Annotated in this window: 15 protein-coding genes; 1 reads left to right on the top strand and 14 read right to left on the bottom strand. The window is 71.2% G+C overall.

What is annotated here, in order from left to right; all coding sequences use genetic code 11:
• Positions 1-63: 63 nt before the first annotated feature.
• Entirely contained in the window at positions 64-3,090 is a 3,027-nt protein-coding gene (locus tag Vgi01_RS23455) for an AfsR/SARP family transcriptional regulator (RefSeq protein ID WP_013734748.1), read from the bottom strand.
• Positions 3,091-3,365: 275 nt separating this feature from the next.
• Here Vgi01_RS23455 and Vgi01_RS23450 point away from each other — a divergent pair, with 275 nt between their 5' ends.
• Complete coding sequence (locus Vgi01_RS23450) at positions 3,366-3,749, top strand: nuclear transport factor 2 family protein (protein WP_204292392.1); 384 nt, start codon at positions 3,366-3,368, stop codon at positions 3,747-3,749.
• Between the two features lie 90 nt (positions 3,750-3,839).
• On the opposite strand, the gene Vgi01_RS23445 is transcribed toward Vgi01_RS23450, so the two are convergent.
• From Vgi01_RS23445 to Vgi01_RS23385, 13 genes are all read right to left on the bottom strand, one after another.
• Positions 3,840-5,252, bottom strand: coding sequence for an MFS transporter (locus tag Vgi01_RS23445; RefSeq protein ID WP_204292390.1), 1,413 nt, complete (start codon positions 5,250-5,252; stop codon positions 3,840-3,842).
• Complete coding sequence (locus tag Vgi01_RS23440; protein ID WP_204292389.1) at positions 5,249-5,725, bottom strand: hypothetical protein; 477 nt, start codon at positions 5,723-5,725, stop codon at positions 5,249-5,251. The genes Vgi01_RS23445 and Vgi01_RS23440 overlap by 4 nt, the downstream gene beginning before the upstream one ends.
• Positions 5,722-6,561, bottom strand: coding sequence for a 4'-phosphopantetheinyl transferase family protein (locus Vgi01_RS23435; RefSeq protein WP_204292388.1), 840 nt, complete (start codon positions 6,559-6,561; stop codon positions 5,722-5,724). Before Vgi01_RS23435 ends, Vgi01_RS23440 begins: the two co-directional genes overlap by 4 nt.
• Positions 6,545-7,699: an acyl-CoA dehydrogenase family protein gene (locus Vgi01_RS23430; protein ID WP_204292387.1), complete on the bottom strand. Its 1,155-nt coding sequence runs from the start codon at positions 7,697-7,699 to the stop codon at positions 6,545-6,547. Before Vgi01_RS23430 ends, Vgi01_RS23435 begins: the two co-directional genes overlap by 17 nt.
• The gene (locus Vgi01_RS23425) at positions 7,696-8,370 is read right to left on the bottom strand and encodes a hypothetical protein (protein ID WP_204292386.1); all 675 of its coding nucleotides are present in this window, start codon (positions 8,368-8,370) and stop codon (positions 7,696-7,698) included. Before Vgi01_RS23425 ends, Vgi01_RS23430 begins: the two co-directional genes overlap by 4 nt.
• Complete coding sequence (locus Vgi01_RS23420) at positions 8,367-9,272, bottom strand: hypothetical protein (RefSeq protein WP_204292385.1); 906 nt, start codon at positions 9,270-9,272, stop codon at positions 8,367-8,369. The genes Vgi01_RS23425 and Vgi01_RS23420 overlap by 4 nt, the downstream gene beginning before the upstream one ends.
• Before the next feature lie 2 nt (positions 9,273-9,274).
• On the bottom strand, positions 9,275-9,541 hold the full coding sequence (locus Vgi01_RS23415; RefSeq protein WP_204292384.1) for an acyl carrier protein: 267 nt from the start codon (positions 9,539-9,541) through the stop codon (positions 9,275-9,277).
• An 85-nt stretch (positions 9,542-9,626) separates the two neighbouring features.
• Positions 9,627-10,895, bottom strand: a complete 1,269-nt coding sequence (locus Vgi01_RS23410) for an alanine racemase (RefSeq protein WP_204292383.1) — start codon at positions 10,893-10,895, stop codon at positions 9,627-9,629.
• Entirely contained in the window at positions 10,888-12,270 is a 1,383-nt protein-coding gene (locus Vgi01_RS23405) for a preATP grasp domain-containing protein (RefSeq protein WP_204292382.1), read from the bottom strand. The genes Vgi01_RS23410 and Vgi01_RS23405 overlap by 8 nt, the downstream gene beginning before the upstream one ends.
• Before the next feature lie 34 nt (positions 12,271-12,304).
• Positions 12,305-13,228, bottom strand: coding sequence for a 3-oxoacyl-[acyl-carrier-protein] synthase III C-terminal domain-containing protein (locus tag Vgi01_RS23400; protein ID WP_102658438.1), 924 nt, complete (start codon positions 13,226-13,228; stop codon positions 12,305-12,307).
• Complete coding sequence (locus Vgi01_RS23395; RefSeq protein ID WP_102658434.1) at positions 13,225-14,544, bottom strand: glutamate synthase-related protein; 1,320 nt, start codon at positions 14,542-14,544, stop codon at positions 13,225-13,227. Before Vgi01_RS23395 ends, Vgi01_RS23400 begins: the two co-directional genes overlap by 4 nt.
• Positions 14,541-15,557, bottom strand: a complete 1,017-nt coding sequence (locus Vgi01_RS23390) for an asparagine synthetase A (protein WP_204292381.1) — start codon at positions 15,555-15,557, stop codon at positions 14,541-14,543. Before Vgi01_RS23390 ends, Vgi01_RS23395 begins: the two co-directional genes overlap by 4 nt.
• Positions 15,558-15,853: 296 nt before the next feature.
• Positions 15,854-16,060, bottom strand: coding sequence for an MbtH family protein (locus Vgi01_RS23385; protein WP_204292380.1), 207 nt, complete (start codon positions 16,058-16,060; stop codon positions 15,854-15,856).
• Positions 16,061-16,090 lie beyond the last annotated feature (30 nt).

The following is a 16,090-nucleotide window of genomic DNA, read 5'->3' as shown; positions in this document are numbered from 1 at the left end:
GGTTTGTCGAGGGTGGGCGCGCCGCTGGTGCGCCGCGCCGTGATAACCGTGATAGCGGCGAGGTCAGCCGGCGGACGGGTCCGCGGCGGTCAGCTCCTGCGCCAGCCGTTCCGCCTCACGCAACTCGGCCCGCATGCCCCGGGCCCGGAAGGTCTCCGTGGCCTGTTCCAGCAGCCCGCCGGCCTCGGCGAACTCGCCGGTGTGGAACAGCAGCCGGGCCAGGTCGAGGCGTACCAGCGCCGCACCGCCGAGGTCGATGATCTTCTCCCGTACGGTCAGTGCCTGCGTGTACGCCTCGCGGGCCTGCTCGTGGCGGCCACTGGCCTCGTACACCTCACCGAGGTTGCGCAGCAGGTGCCCCTCGCCGATGATGTCGCGGCTGCGGCGGACCATCTCCAGCACCCTGGTCAGCACCTGTTCCGCCTGCGCGTGTTCACCCCGGCGCAGCAGCACCTGCCCCGCACGGCGCAACGCGTGCGCCTCCCCGTGCGAGTACCCGACGGAACGGAAGGCGGCCAGCGCCTCGTCGAGCTGCTCCTGCGCCATGGCGGTGTGACCGCGGCGCATCCACACGTACGCGCTCTGGGTCAGCACCGTCGCCCGGCCGATCACGTCCCCGACCCGATCGAAGTCACGGGCCGCCTGCTCGTAGAGCACGAGCGCGCGGTCGTCCTCACCGATCTGCCGGTCCAGCAGGGCGAGATCCCGGCGGCACAGGGCGAGGCCGTGCAGATCCTCCAGGTCGTCGAAGATCTCCAGCGCCGCGGTCAGCGACTGCCGCGCCTCGTCCGGCTGCTGCCGGCTCAGGTGCATCGTGCCCAGCGACGCGAGGACGGCGGCGATGCCGCGTCGGTTGCCCGCGTCCCGGGTGGCCTCCAGTGCCCGCTGGTGCGTCCGTTCCCACTGGTCGAAGTAGCCGCGCGCCTCGAACAGGGTGACTAGCGTGGTGGCCAGGTTCCAGGAGAGCTCGTGCAGACCCGCGTGGGCGGCCTGCTCGACGGCCAGGCAGAGGTTGGGCTGCTCGCTGTCGAGCCATTCGAGCGGATCGGTCAGCAGGTTCTCCACGTAACCGGCCGGCGGATGCCACCGCATGCCGTCGCCCTGCAGCAGCGTGTAGGCGCCGCCGTAGATGCGGGCGTGCGCCTGCTCGGCGATCGACAGCCAGCCGCCGATCATCCGTTCGGTCGCCGCGCGCTGCACGGCTTCGCCATCGTGCAGGGTGAGCTGTTCGCGGGCGAACAGCCGGATCACCTCGTGGAACCGGTAGCGGAACTCCCCGGTGCGCTCGATCGCCACCGCGTCCAGCATCTGCACGTCGACCAGGGGCTCCAGCAGGTCGGACGGGAACGGCCGGTCGTCGTCGAGCAGGGCACCCGCGATCCAACCCGGCACCGTCGGCCCCTGCGCCAGGCTGAACAGCCGCAGCAGCCGCCGGTCGGGGCGGCGCAGACCGTCGTGGGTCAGCGACAGGCTGGCCCGCATCGTCATCTCGCCGTGCGCGAGCTCATCGAGCCGGTGCCGCTCGTTGGCCAGCCGGTGCACCATCGACGCGAGGTTCCAGTGCGGCCGGGCGGCCAGCCGCGCGGCCACGATCCGCAACGCCAGCGGAAGCCCGCCGACCGTACGGACCAACGCGATGGCGGCCTCCTTCTCCTGGCTCACCCGCTCGACGCTGATCACCCGGCCCAACAGTTGCAGGGCCTGCTCCTGGTCGAGCACGTCCAGCTCGACCCGCTGGGCGCCGGGCAGCGCGGTCAACCTCGACCGGCTGGTGACCAGGACCGCGCAGCTGCTGCTGCCCGGCAGCAGCGGCATGATCTGGGCCTCGTTCGCGGCGTCGTCCAGGACCACAAGCATCCGGCGGGAGGCCAGCAGCGTCCGGTACATCTCGGCGCGTTCGTCGGTGCTGTCCGGTATCACCGGGCCGGGAATGCCGAGGGCCCGCAGGAACCGGCCGAGGGCGTCCTTCGCGCTGACCGTGTCGACGCCGACCCCCCGCAGGTCGCAGTAGAGCTGACCGTCGGGGAACCGCTGGGCGCCGAGCCGGTGCGCGACATGGGTGGCCAGTGCGCTCTTGCCGATGCCGGGTTTGCCGGCGATGACCACGAGCCCGAGTGCCCGCTGCCCGTCGCCGCCGACCAGCGCGGCCTCGATCGTACGCAGGATCGGCTCGTTGACGACGAAGTCCGCGGTGTCGGCGGGCAGCTGGTGCGGCTGCTCCTCGCCGTACGGGGACAGCGGCGCGGTGGGAACCTCGGGGACGCGCGGTGCCGCGGTCACCGGGGCCGGCGTCGCCGGCAGGTGCAGGGCGGGATCCCTGGTGAGAATGGCGGTCTCCAGTTGCCGCAGCTCCTCACCCGGCTCCAGCCCCAACTCGTCGTTGAGCAGCTGCCGGCCGGCCCGGTAGATGTCGAGCGCCTCCGCCTGCCGGCCGGAGCGGTGCAGCGCCAGCATCAGCTGTCCGCGCAGCCGCTCGCGCAGCGGATGCTCGTGCAGCAACTGGCTGATCTCGCCGACCAGCTCGTGGCCGCGCCCGAGGTTCAGTTCCAGCCCGAGGTACGTCTCGATGGCCGCCAGCCGCTCCTCGTCCAGCCGCAGCCCCCGGGTGCGCAGGGCGTCACTGGGTACGCCGCTGAGGCAGGGTCCCCGCCACAGGGCCACGGCGGCGCGCAGCCGCTCGGCCGCCTCGGCGAGCCTGCCCTCCTTGACCAGCACCCGCGAGGCCATCACCTGCCGGTTGAACACCTGCAGGTCCACGCTGTCGTCGTCGGTGCGCAGGAGGTAGCCGGGGGCGCGGGAGATCACCGAGGCGCTGACGCCCGCCTCGGTGAAGCTCTTGCGCAGGCGTGACACGCAGATCTGGATCTGGGTGCGGGCGGTGTCGGGTGCCTCGTCCGGCCAGACGAGGTCGAGCAACCGGTCGGTGTCGACGAGCCGGCCCGCCTCCATGAGCAGGCAGGCGAGGATGACTTCCTGACGCCCCGGTGGGATCCGAACCGTCTTGGTCGGCCCGTCCACCTGTAGCGGACCGAGAACTCGGAAGACGATTCCAGCCTCGGCGACCGGGCTGGCGAGGATCAGGTTGCGCATGGTACTCCCGGGCCGACACTGTTTCTGTCGAAACAGTGCACTCCATTGAGGATGCACTTGTCCAGCCGTTGGAGCGAATGCGCGATGCTTCTATGGCTATCGATGGATATTGCCGGTTTACGGTCGTAATTTCGGCATCTATGCAGGCTGAAGGCGTCGCGTGGTGGGTGAGGAAAGCGCCGTGATAGGCGGAGGTTGTCCGTCTGGTGGAGATTTATGTTCAGCGGCCGCACACGGAGTTGGGGCCAGCTAGCCAGACAAGAGGAGACCGCCGGATGACCTGCCATGGGGGTTCGCTGAAGTACAGTGCCGCCACTGCGGTCGGGGTCGACCACGTCCGCCTGTCGTACCACTATCTCAACATCGGCGACATCGACGGATACGGCTCACTGCTCGACGAGAACGTGCAGGTCCAGAGACCGGACATGGCGCACGGCTGCGGGCGCAACGAGGTGCTGCGTACCCATGCCCGGGTTGCCGGACCGCCGAGCCACCACCAGATCTACAAGGTGATCGCCGACGGTGACGGTGTCGCCGTCACCGGCCGGTACACCGATCTGCCGGGTCGGACCACGCTGGACTTCGTCGACGTGTTCACCCTGACCGACGAGGGGATGCTGCTGGGCTACCGGCGCTTCTACTACGTCGCACCGGACTGACGGGTCAGCGGCCGGGATCCGTGGGCTGACGCCCACGGATCCCGGCCGCTTCACCATGCGGGGCACCAGGTCACGGTGCACCGCGTCGGATCATCCGTTGCGACTCGCGGCGACCAGGACCTGGTCGGCAGGGTCGCGATCGGATCCCTCGAAGGCCACCGGCACCGGCTGGGCCTCGGGCGTCGGCTGCGAATCCGGAGTCGGCTGCGCCTCGGCGGTGGCCGGCTCGGGCTCGGGGGACGGTGCCGCCGTGTCGGTGCCGCCCAGGCTCTCCGGTCCGGGCGGCGGCTGACGCAGTGCCCGCAGCGCCGCCACCGGCGCGGCCAGGGCGACGAAACCGCACACGAACCAGGTGGCGGTCACCCCGATCACAGCGGAGAGCGCGCCGAAGACCACGATCGACACCGGAACGGTGCCGATGCCGGCCAGCGTCAGCATCGACATCGCCGTGCCCATCCGGGCACGCGGGGAGGCCTGCTGGTAGACGGTGACGATCGCCGGGCCGTTCAGGCCGGCCATCAGACCGACCAGCGCGCCGACCGCGGCGAGGGTGAACACCGAGTTCATCGCCGCCATCGCCAGGATGCCCAGACCGATGCCGACGCCCGTGACGACCAGGCGCACCATCAGCGGGATGCGGTGGGCGAGCAGGGCACCGGTCACCCCGGCGGCGATCGCGCCGCAGCTGAACGCGACCACGACCACGGCCACCGAACCGACACCCCAGCCCCGGCCGTCGACGATCAGCGGCAGGGCCACCTCGATCGGCCAGCCGAAGGCCATGTCGAGCAGGAACGCGCAGATGAACAGCCAGCGCAGGCGGCCGTACGTGCGCAGCAGGCGGATGCCGTCGCCGGAGCGTCGGAGCATGTTCTCGCCCGGCGTCCGGTCACCACCGGCCATACCACGGGTGACCACCCACATCGCGGCGAACGAGACACCGCAGGTCGCCGCCACCACCGCCATCGCCTCCCACAGCTCACCGGTGGCGATCAGCCAGGCGCCGATCGGGGTACCGATGATCGGCGCGAGCCGGGTGACCAGGGACGACAGTGAGTTCGCCCGGGCCAACTGCTCGCCCTGGGCCAGCCGGGGCATCAGGGTGCCGGCGGCCGGGCTGCCGATGCCCAGCAGCACCCCCTCGATGGCAGCGACGACCACCAGCGGCCAGAACCACGGCGTGGTGAAGACGACCACCGCGCCGGCGGCGAGTAGCACGGCGCGGGCGGAGGTGGTGCGCAGCAGGACGAACCGGGCCCCCAACGAGTCGGCGATGGGGCCGGAGAAGACCAGCGTCAGGGCGCGGGGGACGGTGCCGGCCAGCATCAGGGTGGTGATCGCGCCGACGCCGCCGAGTTGGACCGCGGTCCAGGCCAGGGCGACGAGCAGGACGTAGTCGGCGGTCAGCGACAGGCCCTGGCTGGCGGTCAGGGTGATGACCTTCCGCCACTGGACCGCCGCCTGGACCCCGTCGGGGGCCTGGGACTTCTGCGTGGACGTCATCGGAGTTCCTCACTCTGAATGCGGGTCGTGGGTGGGGGAGCGGACGGGTTTGGGGTGTCCGGGCGGTCGCGGTGCCGTGTCGACGGAGGGCGAGGTGGCGGGAGCAGGACGGTGCCGCAGCCGCCGTGCAGGGCGTTCTCGACGGCCCGCCGGGCGGCGAGGCGTTCGGCGGCGGCGTCGGCCGAACCGGGTGCGCTGACCCGCAGAATGCCGCCCAGATCCGAGCGGCCCAGGCGGGCCAGGGCCTCCACGGCACCGCGTAGCGCCGCTTCATGCCGGGCGGGCACACAGGTCAGGACGGGTATCGCCGAAGGAGTGAAACGCATCCGTGGCACAGCATCCGGCGGGTACGGTCCACCGCCGGTCCGTCGGGCGATGCACCTGTCGTCCGGCTCACCGCCGCGGCCCCGGCCCGGTCCGGTGGAGTTGGTCGGCCGGTATCGGCGGCCGGCGGGTTCGAGATGGTGTCTCATGCGGCTCTCCTCGCTACGGGGGGCGGGGACGAGTCCTCGTCTCCGGGTGGTGGGGTCGCGTCGGGTCGCTCCGGTGCTCGCCCGGTCGGTGCCTCGGCGTGGCCGCCGTACGGGTAGGTCCGCCAGTCCCACTCGAACATCCGCAGCCGCCGGGGACGGTCACCGAGGGTGGCCAGGGTGGCGACGAAACCGGGCGGGGCGGGCAGGTCCCGCAGCGACCAGCGCTGCCCGAGGAAGGCGCCGGAGCCCTCGACGAGCCCGGGCACCAGGACGCCGAGGCGCAGCCCGTCCAGCAGCCGCCCGCCGCTGGCTTTCACACACGCCTCCTTGCGGGACAGCAACCGGTGGTAGGCGGCGTTACGCGCGGCGTCGTCGGGCTGGGCGGCGACCTCGGCGGCCTCCTCGGGCGGCATGAACCGGGCCGAGAGGGCGTGGGCCCGGACGTCGTCGCGGATCTGCTCCACGTCCACCCCGACCGGCTCGTGCAGGCGGACGGCGAGCAGGGCGTGCCCGCCGGACCGGCTGAGGCTCCACTGCCACCGGCTCCACTCGCCGTCGAAGTACGGTTTGCCGTTGGGGCCGCGGGCCCAGTGCAGCGCGTAGCCGGCGACGTCGAGGTAGCTGCCCAGCACCGACCGCACCGCTCCGTGGGCCGCCACGAAGCGGTGGGCCGCCTGCTCGTCGCGCAGCCGGTGCGCGCGCCGCAGTTCGTTGGCGTCGAGCAGCGCGGTGAACGGGTCGACGGTCTCGCGTGCGACGTCCAACACGATGTGCCACACGTCGGTGCCCGGCGGCGTTCCGACGTCGACCCAGACCGGATCACGCGGCGCGGACATCGGGAAGCCGCCTTTGCAGGTAACCCTCGGCGAGGGTGAGCCGCTGAACGTTGCCGGTGCCTTCCATGAACTCGAAGGCGCGTGCGTCGCGCAGGAGCTTGTCCAGAATCGGGTGCTCCCAACGCGCCCCCGGCCCGAGCAGCCGCACCGCCGTGGTGGTGATCTCCTCGGCGAGGCGGGTGGCACGCAGCTTCGCCGCGGCGGCGAGGGTGCCGTCGCCTGGATTCGCGTCGGCGGATCGGGCGGCGGCCAACACCAGGGCGCGGGTGCCGGTGAGACGCTGTTCCCAGTCGGTGAGCAGGTGCCGCTCGGCGACCCGGTATCCGCGGCGTTCCGTGACGACCAGGTCGTACGCGGCCTGGGCGACGCCCAGCGCGAGGCAGGACACCACCGGGCGGTACCGGTTGAAGGTGCGGGTGGCCGCCCACATGCCCTGCCGGGTGGCGGAGCGGTGCCGGCCGAGAATGTCGTCCTCGGTGACCGGTACCTCGGCCATCCGCAACTCGCTCAGCTGCAGCGCGCGTACACCCCGGGTGGACAGCGGTGCGGCGGTGAATCCGGGCAGGTCGGTGTCGACGAGGACCGCCACCATGCCCAGCGGACCGGCGCCGCGGCGGGCGAAGACGATGCCGATACGCGACCGTGCGGCGTTGCCGATGTACCGTTTCGTGCCGTTGAGCAGGAAGCCGTCACCATCGCGGCGAACGGTGGTGCGCATGCCGCTCGGATCGGAGCCGTGCGTCGGCTCGGTCATGGCGAAGAAGGTCCAGGTGGGTTCGGCGGTGATCCTCTCCCAGAACCGTTGCCGCTGGTCATCGTCGGCGAGGTCCCCGATGACGGACGAGGACATCGACGGGCCGGGCAGGGCGAGCACCGCACCGGCGTCGACACGGGCCAGTTCCTCCAGCACGACGACCCGTTCGACGCAGCTGTGCAGCAGGACGGGCCGGCCATCGACCCGCAGCGGCTCGGGGTTGTACTCGGCGGGCAGGCCCGCGAAGGTGCGCCACGGCAGTCCGCAGCCGGGCGACGAGACCGCGAGGTCCGGGTTGCGGTCGCGGTCCAGCGCGGTGGGGCGCAGCAGGTCCGCGTACGCGCGGGCATGTGCCCGCAGATCGGTGAGGAAGTCGGTGTTCATGACGCCTCCATGTCGGTCGGGGGCGGGTAGGTCTCGGCGAGCAGCTCCGACACGTGCAGGTCACCGCCGGGCCCGTCGGTGAGGAAACCGGCGGCACCGAACAGGTGCAGACAACTGCGGCCGCTCTCGTCGAGGGCGCGGTGCACCCGGTGCAGATCGGTTCCGCACGCGTCGGTGTCCAGCAGCGCCCGTGCCTCGGCGATCCCGGCGGCGGCGTCGGCGAGGATTCCCCGGACCATCGGCAGGTGCAGGGTGACGACGCCGGCGATGGTCCGGCCACGCAGGTGTTCGGCGGCCTGTTCGAGCAGCCGGGTGGTCAGGCCGAGCCGGATCCAGGCGATCCCGGCGGTCCAGGCCGCCCCGGTGTCCGGGTCGGGGCCGCCGCCCGGTACCCGCCAGGCGATCAGCTCCCCGTCGGCGGTGACGATCCGGTCCAGCACCTTCTGGCCGTACGGCTGCGGTCGTGGTCCCTGTGGTGTGGTGTAACGGTCGCTGGCGGCGTAGACGGCGGCCGGTAGCAAGGTGTGTCCGCCCGGCCCGACCGGCACGATCCCGGGGCTGGTTTCCGCCTGGAGCACGCCCAGTGCCGTGACCACCCCTGTGGTGCACGCGAGGGTGTGGTACCGCGCCAGGTCGGTGGCGGCGGCCGGCGTGCTGACGGTGACGGTCATCGGACCAGTTCCCTCACCTTCTGCGGACGGATGGCCAGGTGCGGCATGGCGGGTGACGCGATGTCGCCGGCCGGGTGCCGTGGTGGTTCGGGGTGCGACGTCGGCAGGGTGACGGTGACGGCGCACCGGTACGGCAGCACCGGGTCGCGGTCGGCGACCAGCACCCGGCCGCCGTCCGGACGGCTGTCGAGCAGTTCGGCGAGGGCCAGCCACACCCCGGCGCAGGGGTGTCCCGGCTCGGCCCGCCGCACGGGTACCCCGGTCGGCAGGTCGGCCAGCGCGGCACCGGCGACCACCAGGTCGACCTCGTTCGTCAGCGCCCCAGCCGCCTCGGCACGGGTGACCGCCACCGTCGGCAGGTCGAGTTCGACGGTGCCCTCCGGGCCGAGCAGCAGGGCAACCGCGACGTCCCGGACGGGCCGGACCGCCGCGTCGTCGGGCGGCAACGTCGACTGTTCCATGATCAGGATCAGGGCTCGGGTGGCCGCGCCGGAGCGCAGGTACTGGTGGGCGATCCGCAACGCGGTGTACGGGCCCGCCACACCCTGCTCCGATACTCCGAGCATGATCGGGTCGCCGGGCAGGAGGTGGGACAGGACCGGCCCGGGAAAACTCTGGTGCCGGCAGTCGGGGCTGGCGTCCACGGTGATCGCCAGATCGACGTCGACGAGTTCCGGGCCGAGTTCCTGGACGACCGTACGGACCATGTCGTGGTAGCTGACCATCGGTCCGTCGGTCAGCCAGGACACGTCGGTGAAGTCGCCGTAGAGCTTCTCCATGCGATCCCGCAGGTTGGCCCGGTCGGCCGGGTCACACGGGATCACCGGGTGGGTGAAGGTGCGGGCGAAGAGGCGTTCCAGCCCCGGCCCGGCCCGTTCACCGGGTTGCCGCAGGGCCGACATGGTCAGCGGCTCTCGGCGAGGAAGGCGGCCAGGGATCCCACCGACTCCAGGTGGGCCTGTTCCAGGCTCTCCGGGTCGACCTGGGTGTCCAGGGCGTCCTCCAGGGTCATCAGCAGGGCGAGGACGCTTGTGGAGTCCAGGTTCAGGTCGTCGAAGAGTCGGGTCTCGACGGTGATGTCGGTGAGTTCCTGGCGCAGCACCTCCTCGAGCGCGGTGACGATGACGCTGACGATCTGCTCGTTGCCGGTCTCGACGGTCGTGGCGTTCATTGCGGGCCTGCCTTTCGGGCGTGAGGTGGGGGAGATGACGCGGTAGGAAAGAGGGCGTTGCAGGTGGTGCGGAGTCGAGCCGGGGTCAGCGGAAGTCGTGCAGGATCTGCGCGGCGAGCATGCTCTCCACGTCGTCGCGGGAGCGGACCAGCCGGGGCTCGCCCTGGTGGATCAGCACCTCGGCCGGGTAGCCGTGGCTGAGGAAGTGCACAGGCGAGGCGGTCGGGCCGTACGCGCCGGAGCGGTCGACTCCGACCACGTCGCCGGGGCGCAGGTCGCCGGGCAACTCGACGGCCTTGCCGATGGTGTCGTTGGGGGTGCAGAGCGGGCCGGTGACGTTCCACTTCACCGGCTCGGCGGTGCTGTCCCGGTTGAGCAGCCGCATCGGGAAGTTGCGTTTGACGAAGGAGCCGATGCCGACCGCGGCCATGTGGTGGTTCGTGCCGCCGTCGGCGACCGCGAACCGTTCGCCCATCGACTCCTTCACGTACCGCACCTGTACGGCGTAGGTGCCGCTGTGCCCGACCAGGTATCGACCCAGCTCCATCACCAGGGCGGTCTGCGGGTGGCGGGCGTGGAAGGCGGCGAAGACCGGGTTGAGCTGGTCGGTCAGCGCGGCGATGTCGAGGTCCTGCTCGCCGGCGAAGTACGCCACGCCGAGCCCGCCGCCGACGTCGACGACCTCCAGGTCGACCGCGAGGTGCCGACCGAGTCGTTCGGCCAGGTCGAGGATCCGCGCGGTGTTCTCGGCGATCATCGCCTCGGAGAGGAACCGGGTGCCCAGGTACGCCTGGAAGCCGCGCAGCCGCACCGACGGGTGCCGGCCGGCGAGGTCGGACTCGGCCAGCAGGGCCGTCTCGTCGATGCCGAACTGACGGGGCTTGCCGCCCATGGTCAGGCCGCTGCCCTTGACCGCGAAGCTCGGGTTGACCCGCAGCACCACCCGGGCGGTGGTGCCCAGCTCCGCGGCCAGCTCGTCGATCAGGGCGAGTTCGCCGAACGACTCGCAGATGAGGGTGACCTCACCCTTCAGGCACGCGGTGAGCTCGGTGCGGCTCTTGCCGGGGCCGAGGAACATGATGTCCTCGGCCGGGACACCGGCGCGTTCCGCGGTGACCAGTTCGGTCAGGGACGAGACCTCGGCGCTGGCGCCCAGCGAGTGCAGCAGCGCGCAGACGCTGATGTTGGGGTTGGCCTTCAGCGAGTAGAACATCCGCACCGCCGGATGCAGCCGTTCACGCAGTTGCCGGTACCGGTCGGTGATCGTCGCGCCGTCGTAGACGTACAGGGGCGTACCGAACCGTTCCACAAGTTCGGTGACGGGGACACCGCCCAGCGCGGTCGACTCAGACATGGACGGTCTCCTTCTGCACAGCCGCGACAACGGCGTTGTCGAGGTCGGTGAGTTCCTGTTGGGTACGGGCCAGCAGCAGCCCGTACAGGCGTCCCACGTACGGGCGGGTGTCGCCGGGTTCGGGGGTCGCGGCGTTGACCGTGGCGAAGTTGTTCACCACCAGGCCGGTGCCCCGCTCCCGGTCGAACAACAGGTCACCGAGGCGGTCGGCCAGGCCGGCGAAGGTGACCGGCCCGGTCAGCCGCAGGTCGTACTGGCGGGCCAGGGCGACGCTGTCCGGGCCCATGAAGCGCTCCTGCAGCCCGGTCTGGTACGTCGACATGTTGTTCCGGGCGTTGATCTCCAGGACCGGCAGTAGACCGCCGTCGGTGGTGGTGATGGCGTCGACCCCCACCACGCCGTGGAAGCCGTCGGCGGCCAGTCGCGCGCCGAGCCGTTCGCTGGCGACGACGAGCTGCGCGGCGTGCTCGGTGGAGAGTCGGGCGGGGAAACGGTGTCCCTTGTGGACGCCGTTCTCGGTCAGCGCCTCCTTGACGAAGTCGAACCGGACCGAGCCGTCGCGGGCGACGGTGAAGTGGTAGTTCAGGTCCAGCGCCTTGTCCGCCCACTCCTCGATGACCAGGGCGACCCGCTGGTCGCCGGTGCGTTCGGCGCGTCGGGTGACCATCCGGACGAGCTGGTCCATCCGGCGGAGGTCATCGACGACCATGATGCCCTTGCCGGAGACTCCGTACGCGTCCTTGACGCCGACCCGGCGCCCGGCGGCGACGGCGCGTGCCGCCTCGCCGGCCGCGGCGACGAACTCGTCCACGGTCTCGCACTCCCAGCCCACGGCTTGGGGCAGCCCGAGGTCCGTCGCGACCCGGCGGCTGTAGATCTTGCTGTTGACCGCCTTGACCACCGACACCGCCGGCAGCGCCGGGGCGAGCCCGGTCAGCTCGCACAGCTGCTGCTCCAACACCGACATGCCGTGCGGCAGCAGGTACGCCCCCTGCCCGGCCAGCGACCGCAGCGCGGCCAACAACCGGGGCGAGCGCAGCGCGTCCTCGCTGACCGTGGCCGCCGGGTCGTGTTCGTCGGTGAGCAGGATCCCGGGAAGCTCGATCCCCAACTGCCGCAGGTAGTTCAGGTAGTCGGAGTCGGGGGCGGACTTCAACACGACGTGGTCGCCGGGACCGGCCAGCAGGACGGTGAACTCGTCCATCCGGTTGACGATCGCCGTGGACGCCCGACCGCCGAAGACCGGCAGTCCCACCTCGTCGCGGGCCCACTCGTCCTCGACCTCGAAGTTGCCCAGCAGGACGAACGGAGTGCCGGTGGCTCCGGTACAGGCACTCTTGACACCCTGTAGGAACGTCGGATCCGGAGGTGACATCGGCTGTTTCCCTTTCTGCGACGAGGTCGACGGGTCAGTGCCGCAGCACGGCGGCGGTGAACGTCGCGCCGAGCCCGACGGCGGCCATCAGGTACAGATCACCCGGGCGTAGCCGGTCGGCCGCGCGGGCATGGACGTAGTTGACGAACGGATCGGCACCGAAGCAGTGCCCGGTGGCCGCGATGTTGTCCAGGTAGACCCGGTCCAGCGGCACGTTCAGCAGCTGACAGGTCCACGACCAGGACAACTTGTTGACGTTGTGGGGCAGCAGCAGTGCCAGGTCGTCGACCTCGACCCCGGCGTCACGGCACGCCTGCCGGATCACCTCGGCCAGCACCTCGTTGTGGTCCTTGACGAAGTCCGGGTGCAGGGGCTGCGGTGGGACCGACTCGGCGAACTGGCCCAGGGTGCGGGTGGCCACGCCGAGCAGCCGGTCCCGTTCACCGTTCGCGGTGACCAGGCAGGCGGCGGTGGCCTCCCCCATCACGGTGCTCTCCGGGATGGTCTCCAGCAGCGGCATGAAGGCCTTCTCGCCGGTGAGCACCAGGGCCAGGGCGTCCGGGTCACCGTCCGCGGCGAGCAGCCGGCCGGCGAGGTCCACCGCGAGCAGACCTGCGGCACAGGCGCGCTGGGTCAGGGTGAACGCGACCGCGTTGGGTAGGCCCAGCGTGCTGCAGACGTCCTCCAGCAGGGTCTCCCCGGCCCGGTCTGCCGGAACGATGGTCCGGCCCAGCACGACGTAGCGGACCCGGTGTTCGTTGCCGCGCAACTCCGTCAGCGACTCGACCGCCGCGACCAGCAGCGGTCGCAGATCCTGCCCGGGATCGCGGAGCACCTTCTTCAGCCCGAACAGGCGCCGGTAGGTCCACATCTGCTTCGGGTCGGCGTCGACACAGATGTCACCGATGTCCACGCTCAGCGCCGGCAGGTGACATCCGACGTCCAGCAAGGCGGTCATGCCGGGCTGCCGATCGGTGCGGTACGCGCCGGTGACACGGCCGTCGGGGTGGCACCCGGCCACCAGAGGTCCTCGTCGGTCAGTGCGTCGGCGCGGTACTTGCCGACCGAGCTGACCAGCAGCCGGGCCTCCAGCGCCAGGGCCTCGACCAGCCGGGTGAGGCCCTGCTCGGGATCCTCGTCGACCGCGAGCAGCGCGGCCCTACCCAGACCGACGGCGGTGGCGCCCATCGCCAGTGCGCGGACCGCCCGGCCGCCCTCCCAGATCCGGCCGGTGGCCAGCAGGCAGCCCTGAGGGCGGCCGATGCGACGCAGACACTCGCCCAGCGGCAACCCGACCTGATCGAGGAACGTCCGGGGTGCCCACCCCGTGCCGCCCTGCGCGCCGTCGACGGTCACCGCGTCACTACCGGCCTGCCAGGCCGTGGTCGCAGCCGACGCCACGTCGCGGCCGGGGTGGAACTTCACCCACACCCGGGCCCGCGGGAAGTTGTTGCGCATGAACCGCACCTGCTGGCGCAGGATCTCCTCGGTGAAGGTTCCCGGGGTGGCGCAGCGCAGCCACCGGTCCGGACCGAGGATCTCCCGGACGGCGAACTGACCGGCCAGCCGGGCGGCTTCCTCGGCGTCCACCGCGGTCATCCCGCCCAGTCCCGGCTTCGCGCCCTGACCGGTCTTCAGCTCGAAGCCCAACCGACCCGAGTCCCGCAGCTCGCGCACCGACGTGTCGCTGTAGACGAGGTTCCACACCTCGGAGTCGGCGTCCTCGGTGCTCTGCTGCACCACCACACCACCGACCCCGGGCGGGCACTCCTGCGCGTAGGCGCGCAGCCGGGCCAGGATCGGCGACTGGCTGGCCTCGGCCCGCCGGTACCCGCCGACCGGCACCATGTTCTCGCCGATCACCATCGGAATGCCGAGCCGGCCGGCCTGCCGGCTGGCGGCGATCCCCGCGTCACCGGAGGCGACCCGGGTCGAGCCGAACGCGGAGACGTACACCGGCAACGGCGAGTGGAAGCCGCCGATGACGGTGGTCAGGTCCACGTCCTCGTGCAGTGGCTCCCGGCCCAGGTCGATCAGCTTCTCCAACCGCCGAGGCATGAACACCGGCGGCACCAGGCGGGCCAGGTCCAGGTCGTCGGTGATGCCGGAGGGGCCGGACAATTCCTCGTCACCGGCGCCGTGCAACTGTCGGCCGTACGTGTCGACCGGCGGGAACACCGCGGCCACGCCCTCGCGGGCCCGCTGCCGGATCAGCCCCTCGGGCAGCCCCGGCGCGTAGACCCCGCCCCGCTGCGTTGCACCCTCAGCGCTCACGGCGAGACCACGCCGGGAAGCTTCGGGTACGCGCTGACCTGCCAGAGTGCGTCCAGGCCGGTCAGGAACCGGATCAGGCGCTGCAACCCCATGCCGAAACCGGCGCTGGCCGGCAGGCCCTCGCGCATCAGCCGCAGGTACCAGTCGTACTTGGCCGGGTTCTCGCCGCTCTCCCGCATCCGGGTCACCAGGGTGGCGTAGTCCGCCTCCCGCTCGCTGCCGCTGACCAGCTCCCCGAAACCGCCGTGGGCGATCAGGTCGAAGTTGCGCAGCACTCCCGGGTCCTGGGGGTTCTCCCGGTCGTAGAAGCCCCGCGATCCCTTGGGGTAGTCGGTGATGAAGAAGGGCCGGTCGGCCTCCCGGGACAGGATCTCCTCACCCGCCCAGTTGATCTCGGCGTCCGGGCTCTGCGGGTGACCCTGGTCGCGCAGCCGCTGGACCGCCTCGGTGTGGGTGCAGCTGTCGAACTTGCCGGTCAACAGCTCGGCGAAGTCGAGCGGGTCACGGCCCAGCTGCCGCAGCACGTCCGGCACGGTGTCGAACACGTGCGCGACGACGTGGGTGAGCAGCCCGGCGGCGGTGTCCATCGCGTCCTCGCGGGTACCACCGGCGATCTCCACGTCGATCTGGTGGAACTCCACCAGGTGTCGGCCGGTGTCCACGGTCTCCGGCGGTTCCACCCGGATGTTCGGGGCGATGTAGAACAGCTTCGGGAAACCGCGCAGCGACGCCTGCTTGTAGAGGATCGCGCTGGTCATGATCTTGTACGTGTGGCCGTAGAAGTCGACATCGAGGGCCTTGGCGCCCCGGGCGCCCGGGTCGGTGACCGGCCCGATCAGCGGGGGCAGCAGCTCGGTGAAGCCCTGGCTGCGCAGGAACTCCCGCGCGGCGTACAACGCCTCCTGCTGGACCGCCATGGCGGCCCTGGTCTTCTCGGCGATCAGGTGCTCGCCGAGGAGACCGGGGTAGGCGACGGCTTTTCTCACCGCCACCGTTTGCTCTGCCTGGTACATCTCGCCTCCCGGGGTCTTTGCTCGTACCTGGTTACGACGGCCGGCAGCGCCGACAGCAGACGTGTCGAAGTGTGCGAATCACGCACCGGAGATTTGCACCGGCTCGCGGTCGACCCATTCGGTCGCGCTATTTCCCACACGTCGAATATAGGAGCGCCCGGGGGTGGTAGACGGTAGTTGGAAGGGCAGAAAGGCGGGCAGTCGAAGCGGCAGTGACCGGCGTGTGGACACGACTGAGCGGCCCCTGCTCACGAGGTGAGCAGGGGCCGCTGGAGGTGATCTGACCTGGCGTTTCGTTACGCGTACTGCGCCACCAGGCTCCGCGGTCGGATGTCGGTCCAGGAGCTCTCCACGTGCGCCAGGCACTCCGCCCGGCCGGCCGGCCCGAAGGCCGTCTGCCAGCCGCCGGGTACGGCGGCGAAGACCGGCCAGAGGCTGTGCTGGGCCTCGGCGTTCACCAGCACCAGGAACGTGCCGTTCTCGTCGTCGAACGGATTCGCCATGTCATTTCCCTTCTCGAAGGTTTCCGGAGT

The organism is Micromonospora gifhornensis (genome assembly GCF_016863515.1).
Classification (GTDB): domain Bacteria; phylum Actinomycetota; class Actinomycetes; order Mycobacteriales; family Micromonosporaceae; genus Micromonospora; species Micromonospora gifhornensis.
The sequence above is the reverse complement of the archived record's forward strand: the minus strand, read 5'-3'. Positions and strand labels throughout refer to the sequence as shown.

Excerpts from the sequence above, each read along its gene's own strand:
- Vgi01_RS23455 (WP_013734748.1), bottom strand. The coding sequence starts at position 3,090 with ATGCGCAACCTGATCCTCGCCAGCCCGGTCGCCGAGGCTGGAATCGTC.
- Vgi01_RS23450 (WP_204292392.1), top strand. The coding sequence starts at position 3,366 with ATGACCTGCCATGGGGGTTCGCTGAAGTACAGTGCCGCCACTGCGGTC.
- Vgi01_RS23445 (WP_204292390.1), bottom strand. The coding sequence starts at position 5,252 with ATGACGTCCACGCAGAAGTCCCAGGCCCCCGACGGGGTCCAGGCGGCG.
- Vgi01_RS23440 (WP_204292389.1), bottom strand. The coding sequence starts at position 5,725 with ATGAGACACCATCTCGAACCCGCCGGCCGCCGATACCGGCCGACCAAC.
- Vgi01_RS23435 (WP_204292388.1), bottom strand. The coding sequence starts at position 6,561 with ATGTCCGCGCCGCGTGATCCGGTCTGGGTCGACGTCGGAACGCCGCCG.
- Vgi01_RS23430 (WP_204292387.1), bottom strand. The coding sequence starts at position 7,699 with ATGAACACCGACTTCCTCACCGATCTGCGGGCACATGCCCGCGCGTAC.
- Vgi01_RS23425 (WP_204292386.1), bottom strand. The coding sequence starts at position 8,370 with ATGACCGTCACCGTCAGCACGCCGGCCGCCGCCACCGACCTGGCGCGG.
- Vgi01_RS23420 (WP_204292385.1), bottom strand. The coding sequence starts at position 9,272 with ATGTCGGCCCTGCGGCAACCCGGTGAACGGGCCGGGCCGGGGCTGGAA.
- Vgi01_RS23415 (WP_204292384.1), bottom strand. The coding sequence starts at position 9,541 with ATGAACGCCACGACCGTCGAGACCGGCAACGAGCAGATCGTCAGCGTC.
- Vgi01_RS23410 (WP_204292383.1), bottom strand. The coding sequence starts at position 10,895 with ATGTCTGAGTCGACCGCGCTGGGCGGTGTCCCCGTCACCGAACTTGTG.
- Vgi01_RS23405 (WP_204292382.1), bottom strand. The coding sequence starts at position 12,270 with ATGTCACCTCCGGATCCGACGTTCCTACAGGGTGTCAAGAGTGCCTGT.
- Vgi01_RS23400 (WP_102658438.1), bottom strand. The coding sequence starts at position 13,228 with ATGACCGCCTTGCTGGACGTCGGATGTCACCTGCCGGCGCTGAGCGTG.
- Vgi01_RS23390 (WP_204292381.1), bottom strand. The coding sequence starts at position 15,557 with ATGTACCAGGCAGAGCAAACGGTGGCGGTGAGAAAAGCCGTCGCCTAC.
- Vgi01_RS23385 (WP_204292380.1), bottom strand. The coding sequence starts at position 16,060 with ATGGCGAATCCGTTCGACGACGAGAACGGCACGTTCCTGGTGCTGGTG.